Here is a 21,565-nt window from a genome sequence, read left to right as displayed (position 1 = left end):
CTTGAACAAATTACATCAAGTGGTGCCTTAATGCGGTGACTTTATTTGAGTACGTCATAAACTCCACTATCTCATAAACGGTTTTGCCCAAACCGGCGCAATAGACTTCAGCAACATGAAGAGCCCCAAACCAGCGACTATACCACTGAAGTTGGCGAGAATATCCAGTGCGCTGAATGTGCGCGGCGGTAAAAAGTGCTGCCCAACTTCAATCGCGATGGAATAACCCAACAAAAAAACGGCGCGCTGCCAATAAGGCGTTCTCGGCCAGGCAAAGGAAATGGAAATGCCTGCCACCAGATAACCGCAAAAGTGCATCAATAAGTCGTTGAACACCGGCACCATGCTGCCCGGATTTGAACTCAACCCCAGCACCGTATAAATAGCCAACATAACCCAGAATTGAAGATGACACAGTGGTCGCCAAACCTTTAGTATCGATTCCATACCCATCCTTAGCGCAAAATCATCAATGAAATACGGCTTTTGCGAATCATCGCGGTGGTTGTGCTACCGACGATCATATGGCGAATCCGGGAATGCCCGTAAGCACCCATCACCATTAAATCAATGGTTTCCCTTTGTTGGTATTCCACCAGCACAATTTCCGGATCACCGGGGATAATGGCGGCGTGAGTGGTGAAACCGGCATCACGCAATTGTTGCTCTGCTTCTGTCAGCGATGCGCGCAATGTATCGTCTTCATTGCCCACCATGACCAAATGACAGGGCAGGTTGCGCAGCAACGGGCTGGCGGCAATCATGTCGACGCCTTTGCGGGTTGTCGCGCTGCCATCGAAGGCGAGCATAAAATTTTTTGGTGGAATAAAGGTTTGCTGTGCAATCAAAATCGGTTTATGTAATGCCCGTATGACATTTTCCACATGGCTGCCGATATGACCGTGGGCGGATTCTGTATCGGCACCGCGTTTGCCTATGACCAACATCCGGATCTCTGCCTCAATATCTTTTAGTGTGCTGAGCAGATCACCGTGGCGCTGACGGGTTTCTATATTCTGGATGCCTAGCGCCAGGATTCGTTCCCGGGCGGCGGCCAATAAATGTTTGCCTTGTTCCATCGCAATTTTTGCGCGCTTCTCATCCAACAGGGCCAGTTCCTGCAATAAGGCTTCTTGTGCACCAAACCCAATGCTGCCGCTCAGGTTCTTGCGGCCTTCACCATGAGGTTCATCCAGTGCGTGCAAAAGTGTAAGCGGCGCAGCCATCCGCTGGGCAGACCAGGCCGCATAGTCGCAAACGGCTTCGGCATAACGGGAATCGTCGATACAGGCAATAACATTCAAAGACATAATTTTTATCCTTTTCAATGACCCATCAGGCGTTCAATAGCGTCGGGCTCGCTGGCTAGCAAAACGAACCGCTGAGCGGCGCTGGCCACTCAGACCCACGATTTCGACGTCAGTGCCTCGGCTGAAAGCGTTTATAACAAACTTTATCCACGTCAGTGTATTCCTGAAAGGTGCAGGGTGGCTTGCTTCGACAATGGGCATGTCACACAGATACAACGTCAGCGATAAGAGGGTGTGGAGCCGTTATTGGACCTGCGGCAATTGCGCTTCTGCGCTGTACAGATCTTGCGGGGTATTGATATTAAAGAAAGGGTCGTAGGCTGCTGCGGGAAAATCCACATACACAGGCTTAAAATCTTCGATCCATTCCTGCAAACGCGGCGTATCGCCTTTTTGCAGTCGCTGCTCAACCTTGCTCAACATGGACGCGTGCCACAGCGCAAATATCGGATGCACGCGATCCTTGGAGCGTGCGACCACTAATCGCGTATCGCCGCTGGCGGCGAGCAACTGCTGCACCATATCGCGCGGAAAGAAAGGCGTATCGCAGGCAAAGCTGGCCAGCCATTCATTATTCGGGTTGCGTTCGTCCATAAAAGTTAACGCTGCGTGAATACCGGCAAGGGGACCGGGAAAACCTTCAAAAAGATCAGCGATAACCGGCAGCCGGCTGCGCGCAAAACGCAGGCTGTTGCCGTTGGCATTCAGGATGAGTTCGCTGACCTGGGGTTGAGCGCGTTCAATACTGCGTTGCAGAAGCGTTTTTCCACCGAGCGGCAAAAGACATTTATCCCCGCCCCCCATGCGTTTGGCGAGGCCTCCGGCGAGGATCACGCCTGTAATCGATTGTTTATCATCTGTCATGGAAAGCTTCTATTACTGCACCGCGAGGGTGATGAATTGCACGCCATGATTATAGTATGGCTCTGTCATCAAGTGTAGCTGGATAACCATAAGTGTATCGTTATCCATGTGCATCAGATCAATATTTTCACTTTTCTTTCCCTGGCTTCGTATAAAGATTCGCTCCGCTTTTACCAGGCAGACCGGGAGCCTCTATACCTTTTTATGTTGTCAATGCTCCGGATATGCCTATCATCAAAAACTATCTAAACGATACTTATTATTAATTTTTATTAATGTCAGCCAAGCCGTAGGATGAGTTCGTCAACACAACCTGTTCAGCAACTCAGGCAACTCCTATGAAATCATCAATCCAGGCAACCGTAAGGATATGACCATGAGCAAAACAACCTTAACGACCTCTTCAGGCGCCCCCGTAGCCGATGACAACAACAGCATCAGCGCGGGTGAGCGTGGCCCCCTGACTTTTGATAACCACTATTTGTTTGAGAAGCTCGCGCACTTTAACCGTGAGCGGATACCGGAGCGTGTCGTGCATGCCCGAGGCACCGGCGCCTATGGCCAGTTTACGCTGACCAAGAGTTTGAGCGATTACAGCATTGCGGACTTTTTACAGAAGGTCGGCGAGAAAACCGAAGTATTCCTGCGCTTTTCCACCGTAGGCGGTGGCCAGGACTCCAGCGATTACGCCCGTGACCCGCGCGGTTTTGCGGTGAAGTTTTACACCCGCCAGGGCAATTACGACATCGTGGGTAATAACACACCGGTGTTTTTTCTGAATGATCCGATCAAGTTTCCGGATTTTATTCACTCGCAGAAGAAAAACCCGCGTACCAATTTGCCTGATCCGGCGGCGGCCTTTGAGTTCTGGGCCAATCACCCGCAATCGCTGCATCAGATGACCATCCTTATGTCTGATCGCGGTATTCCGGCATCTTACCGCCATATGCATGGCTTTGGCTCGCATACCTTGAGCTTGTGGAATGCCAAAGGGGAGCGTTACTGGGTGAAATGGCATTTCAAAACCAATCAGGGCATCAAAACCCTGACGGATGAAGAGGCGAACAAGTTGCCGCCGTTCGGCGCACAAAAAGATCTGGTGGATGCCATTGATCGCGGCGATTTTCCGAGTTGGACGGTGAAGGTCCAGATCATGCCGGATGCGGATGCCGAGACCTACCACCTCAACCCCTTTGATTTAACCAAGGTGTGGCCTTACAAGGATTACCCTTTGATTGAGATCGGCCAGTTGGAATTGAACCGCAACGTGCAGAGTTACTTTGCCGAAACCGAGCAGGCAGCCTTTGCACCGAGCAACCTTGTGCCGGGTACTGGCGCGTCGCCGGACAAGATGCTACAGGCCCGTTTGCTGGCCTACCAGGACGCACACCGCTACCGCGTGGGGGTAAATGTTAATCAGATCCCGGTAAACGCGCCTCGTTGCCCGGTGAACCATTACCAGCGCGACGGTTTTATGGCCGGTTGCCCGATGAGTAACGGCAGCCAGATTCAAACCAGCGGCGCGAACTATTATCCAAATGATCGGGCAGAGCAGGGTGATCCGGCGCCGAACCCGGCTTATCGTGAGCCACCACTGCAGTTGTCCAAAGGTGCCGTGACAACCTACGACCAATCGGATGTGGATTACTACTCTCAGGCAGGCGATTTATTCCGCTTGATGAGTACCGACCAGAAACGCCAGTTGGTCAACAACATCGCCGGCGGTTTATCCCAGGCTAACGCGTCCATCCAGGAGCGGATGCTGGCCTACCTGAACAAAGCCGACCCGGAATACGCCGCCATGGTAAAAGCCGCGTTAGCTGCCTGATCCCTGTTCTATCGACGAGCCTTTGGGCGCACTTGCAAAAGTGCGCCCCTTTTTTATAGGGGTAGAGCAAATCGCTCTGTGCGGCATCCATTGGAATTTGCCGGATAAGGCGATTACTATGCGGGCTTCATTCCGAGTGAGGCTGTCAAACCATGGATATGAACCTGGAAAATTTACGCCGCGAATACCTCAAGGGCGGATTGCATCGCGATCAATTAGCTGACGATCCAATCGTGCAATTTGAACGGTGGATGACGCAGATCATCGCCACAAATATTCCTGACCCCAACGCTATGACAGTGGCGACGGTCGACGCCGATGGTCAACCCTCCCAGCGTATTGTGTTACTAAAAGGCCTCGACCAACGCGGCTTTGTGTTTTACACGAATTTGCGCAGCCGCAAGGCGCAGGACTTGAAACACAACCCGCGCATCAGTTTGCATTTTCCCTGGCATTGCCTGGAGCGCCAGGTAAAAGTCTGCGGCATCGCCGAGCCGCTGTCTGCGGCGGAATCCTTAAAATATTTTGTCAGCCGTCCGCGCGAAAGTCAGTTGGCGGCCTGGGCCTCACAACAAAGTCGGCCTATTTCTTCCCGCTCCATGCTGTTGCAGCAATTTGAAGCCATGAAAAATAAATTTGGTAAAGGTGAAATTCCCCTGCCGGATTTTTGGGGCGGCTATCGTGTTAAACCGCAGCGAATCGAATTCTGGCAAGGTGGCGTCCATCGTCTGCACGACCGTTTCCAATACACCCGCCAGGCAGACGACAGCTGGTCTATCGAGCGCCTCGAACCTTAATGGTTTACACAAACTCGTAGGTCGGATTAGCCAAAGGCGTAATCCGACACCCAACCACCAAAGAACATCACCATGAAATATATCCACTTCCAACGCCCGGGCGATGCCGACGTTTTACAACTAAGCGACATGCCCACTCCCACGCCGTCAACTGGCGAGGTATTGATTCGCGTTGCCGCTGCCGGTGTCAATCGTCCGGATGTGTTGCAGCGTCGGGGTTTATATCCAGCCCCTGTGGATGCATCACCGGTATTGGGTTTGGAAGTCGCTGGTGAAATAGTCGCTTGCGGCGAGGGTGTGACGCAATGGCGGGTGGGCGACAAGGTCTGCGCGTTAGTAAACGGCGGCGGCTATGCAGAATTTGCCTGTGCACCGCAGACACAATGCCTGCCTATTCCCGCCTCACTGACATTAGTGGAGGCTGCGACCTTGCCGGAAACTTTTTTTACGGTGTGGCATAACCTGTTTCAGCGTGCGCGTTTGGCAGAGGGCGAGACATTATTGGTGCATGGCGGCAGCAGCGGTATAGGTACTACCGCGATTCAATTGGCCGCTGCAAAAGGCATCCAGGTTTTTGCCACGGCGGGCAGCGCGGAAAAATGTGCGGCCTGCGAACAACTGGGCGCACGTAAAGCGATTGACTATCGCGCTGTGGATTTTGTGGATGCGACCAAACAACTCACTCACGGCCGCGGGGTGGATGTGATCCTCGACATGGTTGGGGATGATTATATTCAACGCAATATCAGCGCCGCTGCGCGCGATGGCCGCATCGTGAATATTGCTTTTCTTAACGGCAGCAAGGTCACAGTGGATTTTATGCCGGTGATGCTCAAACGGCTCACGCTCACTGGTTCCACCTTGCGTGCGCAGTCGGCAGCTGTTAAAGAAACTATTGCACAGGAATTACAAACAAACGTGTGGCCCCTGATCGAACAACAAAAAATTAAACCGATTATCGCTGCGCGTTTTCCATTGGCTCAGGCCGCCGCGGCTCATCGGTTGATGGAGTCGAGCCAGCACATCGGCAAGATCGTGTTGTGCAATTAACAATAAATACTGTCTGGACATTTCATCATGACTGCAAGCTCTCGCCGTCCGCTCGACGGCATTCGCGTTATTGAAGTTGGCCAATTACTGGCGGGGCCTTTTGCGGGCTGTATGCTGGCTTATTTCGGTGCAGAAGTTATCAAGATTGAACCGCCCAAAAGCGGCGATCCGATTCGCGGGTGGCGTGTAGTGGAAGATGGCACGTCACTCTGGTGGCGCAGCCTGGGGCGCAATAAAAAAAGTGTGACCCTGGATTTAAAACAGGGAGCCGGGCGCGCCTTGGCAAAACAATTAATCGACGGCGCGGATGTGGTTATTGAAAATTTCCGCCCCGGTGTAATGGAAGAGTGGGGCTTGGGACCTGCCGACTGCAAGCAAACGAATCCCGGCCTGGTGTATGCACGTATCTCCGGCTTCGGGCAGGATGGGCCCTACGCCAATAAACCCGGCTTTGCCTCGGTGTGCGAAGGCATCAGCGGCTTTCGTTATGTTAATGGTTTTCCCGGTGAGGCGCCCGTACGCCCTAATCTAAGTATTGGCGATACTATTGCGGGCATTCATGCAGCCTTGGGTATTGCCCTGGCTTTGCTTGAACGGGAGCGGTCTGAAGAGCACTGCGGGCAGGTGATTGATGTTGCATTATATGAAGCCATGTTCAATCTGATGGAAGCCGTGGTGCCGGAATATGACGGTGCCGGTGTCGTGCGACAAGCCTCCGGTACTACCGTAACCGGCATAGTGCCTACCAACACCTATCGTTGTCGCAACGGTAAATATGTTGTGATTGGTGGTAACGGCGATTCGATCTTTCAACGCCTTATGCAAGTAGCGGGTCACCCGGAGATGGCGAAAGATCCACGCATGGCAAATAATGCGGGTCGCGTTGTTCATGAAAGAATTATCGACCAGGCCCTGGCGGATTGGTGTGCGAGTAAAGACGCGGATGACATTCTCGCCTTGCTGGAACAGGCGCGGGTGCCCGGCGGGCCAATCTATAACGTGGAAGATATGGTTGCTGATCCGCACTTTAATGCACGCGGGCTTTTTGAACAGGTTGAAATCAATGGCAAGCCGCTGAAAATTCCTGCCATACTCCCCAAACTTGAGCGCACACCGGGACGCACTGATTGGCCGGGTGCTGCGGTGGGTAGTCACACCGACCATGTGCTGCGCGAACTGTTGCAACTGGACGAAGAGAAAATCCAGTCGCTGCGTTCCGAGGGTATCATTTAACAGGCGGATTTGACCGGCGTTAACCTGCCGCTGTTGGAAGCGAATGATGATTGAATTAACGCTATTTAATATTAATGATATTACCGTTATCTTCGGTGGATTCTTGTCGTTAGTGCTGGCCGTATTATTGGTGAGCAGACGCCACGAAGGACGGATCAAACAGCGTTACTGGATGCTGCTGGCCACATTTTTTTTGCTCAGCGTGTTCCATGCCATCGATACCCTGATGTACTGGAACATCAACATCCGCACCTTCCTGTCTTCTGTGTCCACTAACTTCTTCTTTCTGTTTGGCTTTGTATTTTTTTTGCAAGGCCCGCTATTGTACTGGTTTACCCGAGCCGCGATTTATCGCAACTTTGCATTAAAGCCCTACGATGCCTTGCATCTGCTACCCGCCTTGCTTTACCCCTTTTATGTGTATGCGATTTACCACCAGTACGACCATGATGCTAAGTTGCGTTATGTTTATGATTGGTCATTGGTGACGTCCGATCCTTATTTTGAAGGCCTGGTGTGGGCGCAGCGCCTGACGGTTTTTTTCTACAGCGCTCTGTGTGTCTCGCAGTTGTACCGCTACGTGCGCCATCTGAAAAGTACTCACTTTTCCCTTAATCAAATAGATTTACAGTGGCTTAAACTGTTGTTGATTGGTTTCTTGTGCGTTAATACCTGGGTTGTCCTCACCTTGCTGGAGTCCCGTTTCACCAACCTCGGCTTTGACAGCCCCATGGGTATTGCGGAAAGTTATATCCGGTTTCTGTATGTAAGTGCGCTGATTGTGTATTTGCTGCAACATTCGAAAGGTTTTGCCGAAATTCAGGTCGAGCATACCATCAGCGATACACCGGTAGTCGAGGAACCCCATCAGCAGTTGCTGGAAAAGTTACTGCACTACATGGACACCCAGCGGCCATATCTGGAGCCTAATATTACGGTCGAACGTCTGGCGCAACGTTTGCAGGTGTCCCCCAAGCTTTTGTCCAGCACCATCAATAGCCAACTGCATAAGAATTTTTTTGAGATGATCGGCTCCTACCGCCTCGAAGCGGCCAAGAAACAATTGGCCGACGCGCAATACCGCGAACTCTCCATCAGCGAGATCATGAAAAACTGTGGTTTTAACAGCAAGTCTGTCTTCAACCAGGCTTTTAAAAAAAGCGTGGGAGTAACTCCGAGCCATTATCGACAACAATATCTCGGTTGACGGTTTCAGCTCAAATGCAACGAGCGAGTAAAAGCAGTCTCCATCTTTGTGATTCCATTATGGTGCGCTACGAGGAAAGGTAATGCACCAAAACAAAAATTGTGTATTGTTGACAGGCTTCTTTTTGGGGCGAATGATGATGCCACCTCTAGCTGAATACACCTTTCTTCTCGCCTTCTGTTTATAACCTCAGGTGTTCCGAGATTAACAGGTAACACATTCCGGCCAATGCCCGCAAAGCGTGCCCTTATTCATTTTCTGCCTTCGGTTACAACGTTGTCGCTTTAACAAACTATTTTTTCATTAAAATTTCTGCCTGCTAAAATATATTTGCATATGTGCTCGCCCGCATGGCGCGAATTCAAGGGATTTAGCACGGCCATCTGCTTTAAGGGTGGTTCCAGATGGGCGCAAGATTCCTGTTGACAACGTTGTCCGTTCGGGAGTAAAACTACAAGAAGTGATTGTGATGACAAAGTTTTCGTTTTCACGAAGCCTTGTTTGTCACCGCCCACTGTTAAGTTGTTTCCAATCGTAGCGGCGGGTAACACTAAGGTCTGACAGAAAGTTTGGGGGCGCCTTGGTCGTATGACTGAGAGCAATATTAAAAAAGTTAGATTTATAGGACCAACTATGGCTATGCAATTTAAAAAAAACCTGCTCAACCTGGCAGTCTGCTCCGCAGTCGCCGGTTTGGCTCCGGCAATGACATTCGCTCAAGAAGCAGAAGTTGTTGATGAAATTGTGGTTATGGGAATGCGCAGCAGTATCGAAAGCGCCCAGGACCTAAAACGAAACGCTGACACCGTTAAAGACGTGATCACCGCCACTGATATCGGTGCACTGCCCGATAAATCAGTAACCGAAGCATTGCAACGTGTGCCCGGTGTGACGATTGAACGCTTTGCCTCTTCTGATGACCCCAAGCACTATGCCGATGAAGGTACTGGCGTATTGGTGCGCGGTCTTGATCGTGTTCGTTCAGAAATTAACGGTCGCGATGCATTCAGTGCGAACCCTTGGGGTGGCCTGAGCTACGAGGATTTTCCCGCAGAATTATTGGGTGCAGTGGAAGTTGTTAAAAACCAGACTGCCGACCTGATCTCTGGCGGTATTGCGGGTACGGTTAACCTGATTACACGCAAGCCATTTGATTCTGACGAACAAATTATTTCATTCAGTGCAAAAGCCAACTATGGCGATTTCCGTGAAGAAGTTACTCCGTCTTTCTCTGCGCTGTTTGCGGATAGCTGGGAGACGAGTGCGGGTAAATTTGGTTTCTTGCTTGCCGGTTCGCATTCCGAATATCAAACTCGTGGTGACGGTGTTGGCTTGGGTAACTTCCAGTCGCGCGGGGTTGATACAACCACCGTTTATGATGAATGGGGTACTGCTCAAGTAGGTATTACGCCTGGCACTTACTCACACCCTTGTGTTCCAAATGCCACTGATTGGCGTAATTGCGATAACCTGGGTTACCCTGATGGTATCCAATATTCTGCTGCTGATGCGCCTTATGAAGGCACAGGGCTTACTGGTCAACCGGAGGGGGTAACTTGGTACACGCCTTCTCAGTATCATATGAGTACCGCTGAGAATGACCGCGAGCGTACCGGTTTTACCACCTCGCTACAGTGGGCTAACACCGATGAAACCATTGTTGCCACTCTGGAACATATCAACTCCAAAGCCTCACTGGAGTATGACGAGCGCCGTGTCGGTCACGCTGCCCAAGGCTTCAAGAGCTTTATGGGGAGTTCGCATGATTGGCTGGATCAACCGGGTGAGGGGCGCCCCAGAACCTTTGATGCCAATAATCACTTGACGTCGGGCGTGGGTGTAAGTAGCAATGCTGAGGTACCGCTCTTTTATATCACTCGTTGGAACTACACCGAAAATACGGTTGAAGACACGTCGTTCAATCTGACCTTAAAGCCTAATGATCGTCTGACAATCGGCCTTGATTATCAGCACATTGATTCTGAAAAATTAGTGCATAACTACAGTTTGTCCGGACAGACACGCGGCGGCGCAGCTGCTTCGGGTACGCTGTTACCCTTCTTCCTCGATTTGCGTGGCGATCTCCCCACTATCGAGTACCTGAACAATACGGATTTTACCGGCTGGATCAATGAAGGCACTCTGGAACCGGAAGTGTTTATCGGTTCGGGCATGCAACAGGAAGAGCTCAATAACGCTAAAGCAGACAGCTTTAAAATTGATGTGGAATATGCCTTGGATGGTGTCGTCACTGCTGTTAAAAGCGGTGTTTACTACTCCGATAAAACACTGACAGTGCGTGATACTGAGTATGCTGGCTGGTCACCCATTTCTACCGCTTGGGTTAATGATCAACGTTCTGCTTCAGCTGCGGTAAACCGTCCTGAACTGTACGAAAGAATTGACTTCTCCGATTACTATAACGGTGAAGTCCTGAAGGGTGATCTACAGAGCTTCCTGTTCCCTCGCGTCGATTTGGTAAGAGACTACGCCCAAACACTGCGCGACGGTTGTGCAGCTGGTTGGTCTACCGTGGGTGATGTTAACGGTAACGCTGCGGACGGGAGCGGCGGCTGTGCCATTCCTTATGAAGATATGGACGGTCGTATCAGTCATTTTGCGCCGTATGATATAAGCGAATCGAATGAGAAGCGCACAGAATTTTACGTGCGTGGTGATTTCGAGTTTGCGGATCTTGCCGTACCTGTTAAAGGTAATGTTGGTCTTCGCTATGTTAACTATAAGTTGGAATCAACCGGTTACACTGTGTTGCCGTCCGAAACCAGTCGCGGTAGTGCGCAAACGGCCGCAGCTCTGCTGGCCGAATACCCGAGCGTTTATAACCTTGCTGGTGGAGAGGCGCAATTAAGTACGGTTGACGGTACAGACTACGATACGGTTTTACCGAGCTTGAACCTGACCTTTGGCATTACTGATGATGTAGTAGTTCGCTTCGGTGTGTCCAAAGGTTTGTATTATCCAAGCCTGGTGGAGACCCGCAACCGGGTGATTCTCGGCATGGATGTCGATCCGCTGCTTCAAGATGAATCTATGCCGCAGGATGATACCAACAACCCTGTTGTTGGTATCGAAAGTGTATCTTTGAATGCTGAGTCTAGTAACCCCTATCTGGAACCGGAAGAGTCAATCAACTTCGATTTGAGCACTGAATGGTACTTTGCTCCAGCGGGTTCAATGAGTGTTGGCTTGTTCCACAAAGAACTGGATAACATCATCCGTAACAGACAATTTGATCTGAGCTTCACTCACGAGGGTGCAGAGAATATTGTTTCTGCCTATGGTCCGGCGAATACCGGTTCAGGTACGATCCGTGGTGTGGAGTTCTCCTACTCGCAGTTCTACGATATGTTGCCAGGTGCCTGGAGTGGTTTAGGCTTGCAGTTTAACTACACCTACATTGACCAAAATGATCTGGAAGATCCCAATGGTGCGATAGCGCCGAGCACTCGCTTTAACGCCGCTGGTGAGCCGATTGTTGATGAGCGCAATACCTTCCGTGTATTTAGCGGTTTGCCGTTACAAGGTTACTCTGACGAAAACCTGAATATTGTGGGTATGTATGAATACAACGATATCTCATTCCGTCTTGCGTACACATGGCGCTCTGAGTACCTGTTGACGTTGCGCGAGTCTGAGGACTTCGCACCTGTTTACGCCGAGGCGTCAGGTATGATGGATGCAAGCTTGTACTACACCATCAATGATAACTGGAAAGTTGGTATCGAAGGCAGCAATTTGCTGGATACTGAAACCAAAACCAGGTATCAGAAGAACCAGGAAGGCATAAAAACTGATGCGTTAAGCTTCACCACTGACCGTCGTTACGCCTTGAGTGTCCGTGCAACTTTCTAATCTGTTATTTTTAATAGAATAGAAATTCGGTAAAAAGCGCGCAGTAGCAATACTGCGCGCTTTTTTGTCATAATCGCCACAGATAAATAGTTCGCTGAGTGGAAGCAGGCTATGCAAAAAAATCCCCTGAACTCCATCTGTATTGTCGGTGGCGGCACTGCCGGTTGGATGGCTGCCAGTTTGCTGTCTTCTGCCTTACAGGGTAGTAAGATAAAAATCACCCTGATCGAATCGCCGGATATTGCCACCATAGGTGTCGGTGAATCCACGGTGCCTTCGATCATGGATTTTCTCTACACCTGTCAAATTAACATCAGGGAGTTTGTTGAGGCGACGTCGGCAACCTTTAAGCTGGGTATTCGCTTTGATGATTGGCTAAAACCGGGTGAGCAATTTTTTCACCCATTTGGTCGTGTCGGGCAGGATGTTAATGGCTTTGAGTTTTATCAGCTGTGGTTAAAAAATGTAATGGGTGGAAAATCCACCTGTTGGCTTGACCATTCTCCTTGCGCGATCATGGCAGAAAACCAGCGTTTCATGCTGCGCCAGTCCCCGCAGAAAAATTGGGTATTGAACAGCTACAGTCATGCCTTACATTTGGATGCGCTGTTAGCTGCTCGTTATCTGCGTGATTTTTCGCAAAAGCGCGGTATAGAAAGAGTGGAAGCAACTGTTAATAAGGTTGTGATGGATGAGCGACAATTTATTCACTCACTTGAATTGGATAATGGGCAAACTGTTGTCAGTGATTTTTTTATTGATTGTACCGGCTTCAAGGGACTATTAATTGAAGGTGCCCTTAACATCGGCTATGAAGAGTGGACGCATTATCTACCTTGTGACCGCGCCGTTGCCGTGCAAACAGAAAATGCGAGTGGCTTGCATCCGTTTACTATAGCGACTGCCCGCGAGGCAGGTTGGACCTGGAAAATTCCATTGCAGCATCGCACAGGCAATGGTTACGTGTTTTCAAGCCAATACTGCACGGATGACCAAGCGATTGATACTTTGTGTAAAGTGGTCGCAGGGAAACTACTTGGTGAGCCGCGAGTCATTCCATTTACCACCGGGCGGCGCAACAAAATATGGCACAACAACTGTTTGGCCTTGGGGCTTGCATCGGGTTTTCTTGAGCCGTTGGAATCTACCGCCATTCATCTGGTGCATAAAACGCTGGTTCACTTTATTCGACATTTTCCCGATCGGGATTTTGAATCCTATACAGAACAGGCGTTCAATCAAAAAATTAATACAGATTATCAGGAAATTCGCGATTTTATTATTTTGCACTATTGCACCAGTGGGCGTGATGACACTGAATTTTGGCGTTGGTGTCAGACTATGCCGGTACCCGATTCCTTACGTGAAAAAATCAGTTTATTCCGCGAGCGCGGTCAGATAGAACATGTTCCCGGTCAGCTTTTTACTATTGATAGTTGGTGTTCTATTCTGGAGGGAATGAAGGTGCGCCCAAAGAAATATCACCCCTTGATTGATGCATTTAATGAGCAATATTTAGCTGCGTTGATGCAAGAGAGTTCGCGTAACGTCCGTGAAACCGTTATAAATATGCCAAGGCATGACGATTTTATCCGGCAGCACTGCGCCGTAAAACTCCGGTGAGGAAAAATGGCTATGACGGCATATAAACGAATTCCAGAATACCAACAGCTTGATGCTACCCAGTTTTTTGAGCAGATCGCCCCTGAGCAAAAACCGGTGGTGATTCGTGGATTTGCCAAAAATTGGCCACTAGTAGCGGCAGCGCAAAAAACACCGCAGGATTTTGCCGCCTACCTCATGCGCTTTTACACAGGTAAAAAAGCCCGCATTTTTGTTGCGCCACCCGCCGCCAACAAGCGCTTTTATTATAACGATGACATGACCGATGTGAATTACCTTAGCGGTGAGGAGCGCGTGGATTTATTTTTGGGAAGACTGTTGGAGTTGATAGACAGGGAAGTATATCCCGCCATTTCCATACAAAATTCCTTGCCCAAAGAATTGTTGCCAGGCTTGGTCGACGAGAACCCATCCAGCTTTTTCCCTGAGGTGGAGCCGCGCCTGTGGATAGGCAATGAAGGTATCGTCAGCGCCCACTATGATGGTTCTGACAATATTGCTTGCGTTGTCGCTGGACGTAGGCGCTTTGTGTTGTTTCCGCCGGAGCAGGTCGGCAATTTATATCCGGGCCCGCTGAATTTTACTCCTGCTGGTGCACCTACCAGTATGGTCAATTTGAACGAGCCGGACTTTGATCGTTATCCTAGGTTCAAAACCGCACTGGCTAATGCCTACTTTGCAGAACTTGATCCAGGGGATGCGATTTTTATCCCCATGCTGTGGTGGCATCATGTAGAGTCACTTGAAAAAGTTAATGCGTTGATGAACTACTGGTGGAACGGTTCTTCTGCCAAAGGCTCAACACCACCAAGCCCCATTGATAGTTTACATATCGCCCTTCTAGCTATGCGTGATTTGACTCCTAAACAGCGCAACGCATGGCGCAGCATGTTTGATCATTATTTATTTAGGCAAGGTGTTGATCCGGCTTCCTATATTCCTGAGCACCAGCAGCATGTCCTGGGAAAAGTGTCTCCAGAGTATGTCAGAGCTATCAAAGATAACTTTATTGAAAAGTTAAAAAAATAGTGGCTGTGTTGAGTGCCCAATCGCGAGTTTCAGAATATGACAAGTGAAAACCAGAAGCCTAAAAAAATCCTGATTGTTGGTGGTGGCACCGCAGGTTGGATGGCTGCAAATTTATTGGTTTCCCGTTGGAAGGATGTAGAAATCTATCTATTGGAATCCACAGATATCGGCATTATTGGTGTGGGCGAGGGGTCTACACCGCATCTAAAATTCTTCTTCGATGCAGCAGACATTTCTGAGTCGGAGTGGATGCCTCGTTGTAATGCCACTTATAAAAATGGAATTTCGTTTGTTAATTGGTCGTCTGTCCCCGGGTTTGAATCCTATTTCCATCCGTTTCCAGCGCAAACGGATGATATTTTCACTGTCCCGGTGTTCTTCAATAATATTAAAGCGCGGATGCAGGGCAGTAACGCGAATGTACATCCAGACCACTTTTTTTTGGAAACTTATCTTACAAGAGAAAATCTTGGCCCTATTCCTGCGGAAACCTTCCCGTTCGGAGTGGCCTATGGTTATCACTTTGACTCTACGCTCTTGGGGCAGTTTCTCGCCGAGAAGGCTATTAGCCGAGGCGTTAAAAGGATTTTTGGCACATTAACTAAGGTGGTACATGATTCGGATGGCGCATTAACCGCAGTTAGATTGGATGATGACAGCCTTTTGGAGGCGGATTTTTTTATTGATTGCTCCGGATTCAAGTCGTTGCTCCTGCAGGGTTCGTTGAAAGCCAGCTTTAAAAGCTTTAAAGAAAATTTATTTAACAACGCGGCTGTTGTGATGCCGAGTGTGATGTCGGAAGTCATACCGCCAGAGACAAGAGCAACAGCGCTGTCCAGCGGTTGGGCATGGAAAATTCCGCTTACCAATCGTTACGGTAATGGCTATGTTTATAGCGCCGACTACATCACACCAGACCAGGCTGAAATAGAACTAAGGCAACACCTGGGATTACTTGACAGTGATGTTGCTGCCAGGCATCTCCAGATGAACGTCGGTCGCGTTGAAAAGCACTGGATGAAAAATTGCGTGGCTGTAGGTTTGTCCCAAGGGTTTATTGAACCATTAGAAGCCACTGCATTGGCGTTGTCTTTTGATACTATTTCACGGTTTATGACGTATTACGAGAATGGGTTATATACCAATAAATTTCAGGACGAGTTTAATAAGGAAATTAACGCGAAGTTCGATGGTGTCAGAGACTATATTGTCTGCCATTACAAGGTTAATCAAAGGCAAGATACCGACTATTGGCGGGATAACGCGACCAATACTAACTTATCGCAAAGCCTGAATAGAATATTGCACTTCTGGAGCAATAGTAAAGATTTTGCAAAGGACATGTATATGAATAATCTGGTGCTGAGTTATCAGCCAAAGTCGTGGGCCTGCTTGTTGGCTGGTTATGGCGTTCTCCCTCCATTGAGGGTTGGCGAGGAAAGTGCGTGCTACAAGTCCTCACAGGATATGGATCAACTCGCCGATTTTATTCGCCGGTGTGGACTGAACTTTAGAAAGCATAACGAGCTACTTATTTAATCAGGTAATTGATTAGAGGTATCTGATATCTACTGATTCAAATCATAATTGATCAAGGTTCATTTGAACGGAACCTTGACTCAACCGTATTGGTTTACTCCCTGTGTAATTCTCCCTTATCTAGCATCTATCTCATAGCCAGAAATGAATGCTAAATCATCTTTTACAAATTAAGTCCGACAACGGATTCAGCTGTTCTGAAGAGCGGTTATGCATTGTTTATATGTTCGGCAAGCGAAAAGTACGACTTTCGGAAAACCAAGTACGACTTTCGGATGTCTGTAGAACCCCCAAAAAGCCAGTGGTAGATTCAAAAGCGCCCTCAGATGCCAGCCCATGCTCCGTTTTTTATGGGTTGGCTTTTGAGCGTCGGTATGAGGAGGTTTGTCTCTTCTATCAATTCAACGATAAGGCGTAGCTATAAGGGGTTGGATATGTTGCACCACAAAAATCAAGATAGGGCGGCAACGAAAAGCATGAGGTTTAAAAAATCTATGCTGGCAATGTCGATCATGGCATTAAGCACTCCGTCATTCTCACAAGTAGCCAATGAGGGTGTAGGGCTGGAAGAAATTGTTGTTCTTGGGATGAAAACCAGTCTCGAGAATGCGCAGGACATTAAACGGGAAGCGGCGACGGTCAAGGATGTGATTACCGCGTCCGATATCGGTGCATTACCCGATAAGAGTGTGACGGAGGCGTTGCAGCGGGTGCCGGGCGTTACGATTGAGCGGTTTGCGTCCTCGACGGACCCGAATCATTTTGCTGCGGAAGGCCGTGGGGTCGTTGTGCGCGGCCTGGACAAGGTCAGAAGCGAATTTAATGGACGTGATTCCTTCAGTGCCAATACCAGTGGTGGTTTGAATTTTGAGGATATTCCGCCGGAGTTGTTGGGTTCGGTGGAGGTGGTAAAAAATCAGACGGCAGATTTGATTGCGGGTGGTATTTCAGGAACGGTTAACCTGATTACGCGCAAGCCGTTTGATTCTACTGAGCGCATTGTTTCGTTCACGGCTAAAGCTAGCTACGGCGATATGGTGGATGATATTGCGCCGGCGTTTTCCGGCCTGTTCAGTGATTCGTGGGAGACCGCTGCAGGGGAGTTTGGCTTTTTGCTCAGTGTGTCCGAGTCGGAGTTCACTGCCCACGGTGACGGTGTGGCGGTAGAAAATTTCTACGAACGCAGTGCAACCCAAACCGAGTTTCCCGCTTATGGTTCTACCGAGTTTGTCTGGATTGACCCGGCTGACAGTACGAATCGGATAACCTACCGACCGGGTGAAACACTGTATATGCCGCACGGTGCGCAGATCAATACCTCGGAGTCCGAGCGGGATCGCACGGGTGTCGCAACCTCATTGCAGTGGCGCAATCCGTCGGAAACTGTGTTGGCGACGGCGGAATTTATTCGTTCGGATTCTTCGGAAACCTGGCGCGAGCGCGTGGTGTATCCCGGTATTCAGGGGTTCAATGCTAACGTCAATGGTGCGAAATTATTGGATCTGGACCCTGCAACGCCGGGTATCCAGTCAGATGCTGTATTTGATAGCCGAGGTTATTTTGTCAGTGGGAGTATGACGTTTGACGATCCATTTATTGCATCGACGCGCAGCCATCAGGTGGACAATGTTATCGAGGATTTGAGTTTGCATCTGACATTGACGCCGACAGATAATCTCAAGATAGATCTCGATGCCCAGCGCGTCGACACCACCGCCGATGTGGTAAACAACACCATCAGTAATGCCTTCAGAAACAGCCACCTGTATCTGGATGTGAGTGGCGATATTCCCCAAGCCCAATTCCTGCAAGACACCACCGCACTTGACCCTGCTGCGCCGGATCGTTATTACCAGGCGTCCATTATGGATACCGAAATTGCGGCAAAGGGCGATCTCGAATCCTTTTCGGCGGATGTGGAATATTCTATTGAGCGGGGCTGGTTTAAGGCGGCTTCAGCGGGGCTCTATTATTCTGAACGGGAACAAACCATTCGCGATGATGATTACGCGAATTGGGGTGGCGTGTCGGCAACCTGGGCCGCGGCGGGTTTGCAATCCGGCCTGGTGGATCGTCCTGAGCTTTATGAAGCGCACACCTTTGGTGGTGATTTCTTTGACGGTGATGGTTTGCAGGGAGACAACCGGACATTTCTGTTTCCACGCATGGAAAACACGTTTGACGTCGTGGCGTATGACGAATACCTGGTCGGCAAGGGCATCAGTAATATTGATCGGGTAAACCGTCGCAACCGGGATTTTAATGGCGATGGTATTCCTGATACCGATGCCGACGGTTACTTGCCTTACGAAAAAACCATCACCGGCGAAGAGCGTCAGGAAGCTTATTTGCGCGTTGATTTTGCAAATGAAGAACTGGCCATGCCCATTAAAGGTAATGTCGGTATGCGCTACGTTCGTTATGAGGTCGAGGCGACTGGCTCATCGCGCTTTCTGGAGGTGGTACCGGAAGCCAATGAAAATTTTTATCCCTTCTATGCCGCCGGTTATCCGGAGTTAGCCGCCTTTTTTGATAACACCGGCTCGCTCGACGAAACAAAAAACGCAGAACCTTATTCAACCGTGCTACCCAGTTTTAACATCAGCCTGGGCGTTACGGATGACTTTATTGTGCGTTTGGCGGCGTCCAAGGCATTGTATTTCCCGCAAATGCGCGAGCTTCGTAACACGGGAACTTATCGCGGCTCGTTTAGTGAATTATGGCTATATGACGACCTGGAAAAAACCACGGCTTCATGGGCCTGCGATACCTGGAGCGAACCCGGTGTCACACGCTGTAATGAGCCCGTCGGTATTACCGGTGTCGGGGTTGCCGGTTTCCGGGGCAATCCGGAACTGGAACCGGAAAAGGCAACGCAGTTTGACCTCACCGGGGAGTGGTATTTTGCAGACGTCGGTTCGTTAACGCTAAGCCTTTTCTATAAAGAAATTGAGGACTTGATTCGCGAGCAGAACTTTCAGGAAACGATTGTGAATCCCAATTCCGGCCTGGAATTGGAGATGAGCGTTCGTCGTCCGGTGAATGAAGGCGAAGGAGAGATTAAAGGGTTTGAGATCGCCTATCAGCAATTCTATGATTTCCTGCCCGGCGCCTGGAGCGGGTTAGGTTTGCAGTTGAATTACACCTACATTGATCAAAAGGATTTGAATGATGAACGTGGTGATCTCGGTGCGCCTAACGACTTATCCGCCTATGGCGATACACGCAATTCATTCCGCAACTTTACTGGTTTAAGTTTGCCCGGCTTATCGGAAGAAACCTTCAACATTGTCGGCATGTATGAGTACAACAATATTTCTGCGCGTGTGGCCTATAACTGGCGTTCGGAATATTTGCTGGCTCGACGTGACGCCAACTCGTTCTCAGCGATTTATGCCGATGCAACCGGCTTTATGGATGCATCCATCTGGTATGCCATCAACGAGAATATCAAGGTGGGGGTTGAAGCGGCAAACTTGACGGGCGAAGTGGTATCAACCACTACGCAGTTGAATCAGGCCGGTGTGAAGACAGAGAAATCCAACTTCCTCACCGACACACGCTATGCCCTTTCATTGCGAGCAACCTTCTAGCGGGCTCGGGACTGTTATCGATCAAAGGTGGCCATCTTTGACCGATAACGTCCTGGTTATTCACGTTACTTCGGAAAAAAAATACTATGGCTGAAAATACTGCCAGAAGCGCTGCCATCCGCAATGTTCTTATCGTCGGTGGGGGTACAGCCGGGTGGATGACGGCGGCGGCGTTATCAAATGTCTTCAGCAAAACGCAGTGTCGCATTCGCCTGATTGAATCGGATCACATCGGAACAGTTGGTGTTGGTGAGGCGACCATTCCCGTGGTGTTGAAGTTTAACCAGATGTTAGGTATTGATGAAGATGATTTTCTGCGCAGCACCCAGGGCACCTTCAAGTTGGGTATTCAATTTGTTAACTGGGGTAGTTTGGGCAATCACTATATTCACCCCTTTGGTTCCTACGGTACGCCGATGGGAAATTTGTCGTTTTATCACTATTGGTTGAAGTATCACCGCCAGGGGAAATCAAAAGATATCGGTGAATTTTCCATCGCTGTGCAAGCCGCCCTGAACGGAAAATTTATGCGACCGGCCAATATGCCTAATTCGCCATTAGCGCAAATTGCCTACGCCTACCATTTTGATGCGGGTCTGTACGCGAAATACCTGCGCAATTTTTCCGAACAAAAAGGTGTGGAACGTATCGAGGGTGAGATTATTGATGTTGCCATTCGCCCTGACGATGGATTCATTGAATCCGTTACGTTAAAAGATGGTGAGAAATATAGCGCTGACCTGTATATCGATTGCACCGGTTTCCGCGGCTTATTGATTGAGCGGGCGTTGAATACTGGCTTTATCGATTGGAGTCACTATTTGCCCTGCGACCGTGCCGTTACTGTCCCCAGTAGCAATATAGGTCCGCCAGATTCCTATACACGTTCAACAGCACACACCGCAGGTTGGCAGTGGCGGATCCCCCTGCAGCATCGAACCGGCAATGGTCATGTTTATTCCAGCAAATACATGAGTGATGAGCAAGCCAGGGAGATATTGTTGAACCATACTGAGGGAAAGGCGCTGGCTGATCCGCGCATTATCCATTTCAGAACCGGTATTCGGAAAAAATTCTGGAATAAAAACTGTGTGGCTATCGGTTTATCCAGCGGGTTTCTGGAGCCATTGGAATCAACCAGCATTCACCTTATCCAATCCAGTATTGCCAAGTTGCTGGCACTATTCCCTACAACTGATTTCCCCCAACCGGTTATTGATAAATATAACCAGATTCTCAGCGCCGAATTTGTCGGGGTGAGGGATTTTATTATCCTTCATTACAAAGCCACCCAGCGCACGGATTCAGCCTTCTGGAACTACTGTCGCCATATGGATATTCCCGAGAATCTCCACAATAAAATTGCACTTTATCAATCCAGCGGAAGACTTTTTCGCGATAACAGTGAGCTCTTCGATGAGATCAGTTTAATCGCGGTCATGCACGGCCAAGGAATTCGCGCCAGCCAGTATCATCCCATGGTTGACGATATCAACGACGAAGAATTTGATCGTTTAATGAAGGAAATAAAGTCTGTGATAGATCGCTCGGCTCAAGCCATGCCTCGCCACAGTGATTTCATTGCCAGGCATTGTGCGGCGCAAGTGTAATAAACATCA

15 protein-coding genes are annotated in these 21,565 nt (G+C 49.4%); 11 read left to right on the top strand and 4 right to left on the bottom strand.

Annotated elements, in window-relative coordinates; all coding sequences use genetic code 11:
* Positions 1-66: 66 nt before the first annotated feature.
* The 3 genes from ACSV5M_RS16420 to mobA form a co-directional block, all read right to left on the bottom strand.
* Positions 67-447, bottom strand: a complete 381-nt coding sequence (locus ACSV5M_RS16420) for a VanZ family protein (RefSeq protein ID WP_439177429.1) — start codon at positions 445-447, stop codon at positions 67-69.
* 8 nt (positions 448-455) lie between these two features.
* Positions 456-1,310, bottom strand: coding sequence for a universal stress protein (locus ACSV5M_RS16415; protein ID WP_439177428.1), 855 nt, complete (start codon positions 1,308-1,310; stop codon positions 456-458).
* 243 nt (positions 1,311-1,553) lie between these two features.
* Complete coding sequence (gene mobA, locus ACSV5M_RS16410) at positions 1,554-2,174, bottom strand: molybdenum cofactor guanylyltransferase MobA (protein WP_439177426.1); 621 nt, start codon at positions 2,172-2,174, stop codon at positions 1,554-1,556.
* Between the two features lie 376 nt (positions 2,175-2,550).
* Between mobA and ACSV5M_RS16405 the strand changes: the two genes are divergently transcribed.
* The 6 genes from ACSV5M_RS16405 to ACSV5M_RS16380 all read left to right on the top strand — a co-directional run bounded on the left by ACSV5M_RS16405 (position 2,551) and on the right by ACSV5M_RS16380 (position 12,162).
* On the top strand, positions 2,551-4,002 hold the full coding sequence (locus tag ACSV5M_RS16405) for a catalase (RefSeq protein ID WP_439177424.1): 1,452 nt from the start codon (positions 2,551-2,553) through the stop codon (positions 4,000-4,002).
* 158 nt (positions 4,003-4,160) lie between these two features.
* Positions 4,161-4,799 carry a pyridoxamine 5'-phosphate oxidase gene (pdxH, locus tag ACSV5M_RS16400; RefSeq protein WP_439177471.1) on the top strand — a complete coding sequence of 213 codons (639 nt, stop codon included), beginning with the start codon at positions 4,161-4,163 and terminating at the stop codon, positions 4,797-4,799.
* A gap of 72 nt (positions 4,800-4,871) precedes the next feature.
* The gene (locus ACSV5M_RS16395; RefSeq protein WP_439177422.1) at positions 4,872-5,849 is read left to right on the top strand and encodes an NAD(P)H-quinone oxidoreductase; all 978 of its coding nucleotides are present in this window, start codon (positions 4,872-4,874) and stop codon (positions 5,847-5,849) included.
* Between the two features lie 27 nt (positions 5,850-5,876).
* Positions 5,877-7,082, top strand: a complete 1,206-nt coding sequence (locus ACSV5M_RS16390) for a CaiB/BaiF CoA transferase family protein (protein WP_439177421.1) — start codon at positions 5,877-5,879, stop codon at positions 7,080-7,082.
* A gap of 43 nt (positions 7,083-7,125) precedes the next feature.
* On the top strand, positions 7,126-8,289 hold the full coding sequence (locus tag ACSV5M_RS16385) for a helix-turn-helix domain-containing protein (protein WP_439177420.1): 1,164 nt from the start codon (positions 7,126-7,128) through the stop codon (positions 8,287-8,289).
* 633 nt (positions 8,290-8,922) lie between these two features.
* Positions 8,923-12,162, top strand: coding sequence for a TonB-dependent receptor (locus tag ACSV5M_RS16380; protein WP_439177418.1), 3,240 nt, complete (start codon positions 8,923-8,925; stop codon positions 12,160-12,162).
* On the opposite strand, the gene ACSV5M_RS16375 is transcribed toward ACSV5M_RS16380, so the two are convergent.
* Positions 12,159-12,446 (bottom strand): hypothetical protein, encoded by a 288-nt coding sequence (locus ACSV5M_RS16375; protein WP_439177472.1) that lies wholly within the window; start codon positions 12,444-12,446, stop codon positions 12,159-12,161. The two genes, ACSV5M_RS16380 and ACSV5M_RS16375, sit on opposite strands and share 4 nt — an antisense overlap.
* On the opposite strand from ACSV5M_RS16375, the gene ACSV5M_RS16370 reads away from it, so the two are divergent.
* From ACSV5M_RS16370 to ACSV5M_RS16350, 5 genes are all read left to right on the top strand, one after another.
* The gene (locus ACSV5M_RS16370; RefSeq protein WP_439177469.1) at positions 12,331-13,785 is read left to right on the top strand and encodes a tryptophan halogenase family protein; all 1,455 of its coding nucleotides are present in this window, start codon (positions 12,331-12,333) and stop codon (positions 13,783-13,785) included. The genes ACSV5M_RS16375 and ACSV5M_RS16370 overlap by 116 nt on opposite strands.
* A gap of 12 nt (positions 13,786-13,797) precedes the next feature.
* Complete coding sequence (locus ACSV5M_RS16365) at positions 13,798-14,814, top strand: cupin-like domain-containing protein (protein ID WP_439177417.1); 1,017 nt, start codon at positions 13,798-13,800, stop codon at positions 14,812-14,814.
* 36 nt (positions 14,815-14,850) lie between these two features.
* Positions 14,851-16,353 carry a tryptophan halogenase family protein gene (locus tag ACSV5M_RS16360; RefSeq protein WP_439177415.1) on the top strand — a complete coding sequence of 501 codons (1,503 nt, stop codon included), beginning with the start codon at positions 14,851-14,853 and terminating at the stop codon, positions 16,351-16,353.
* Between the two features lie 512 nt (positions 16,354-16,865).
* Complete coding sequence (locus ACSV5M_RS16355; protein WP_439177413.1) at positions 16,866-19,946, top strand: TonB-dependent receptor; 3,081 nt, start codon at positions 16,866-16,868, stop codon at positions 19,944-19,946.
* 86 nt (positions 19,947-20,032) lie between these two features.
* Positions 20,033-21,556 (top strand): tryptophan halogenase family protein, encoded by a 1,524-nt coding sequence (locus tag ACSV5M_RS16350; protein ID WP_439177412.1) that lies wholly within the window; start codon positions 20,033-20,035, stop codon positions 21,554-21,556.
* The last annotated feature ends 9 nt before the right edge of the window (positions 21,557-21,565 follow it).

This window comes from Cellvibrio sp. ARAG 10.3 (genome assembly GCF_051846955.1).
Taxonomy (GTDB): domain Bacteria; phylum Pseudomonadota; class Gammaproteobacteria; order Pseudomonadales; family Cellvibrionaceae; genus Cellvibrio.
The sequence above is the reverse complement of the archived record's forward strand: the minus strand, read 5'-3'. Positions and strand labels throughout refer to the sequence as shown.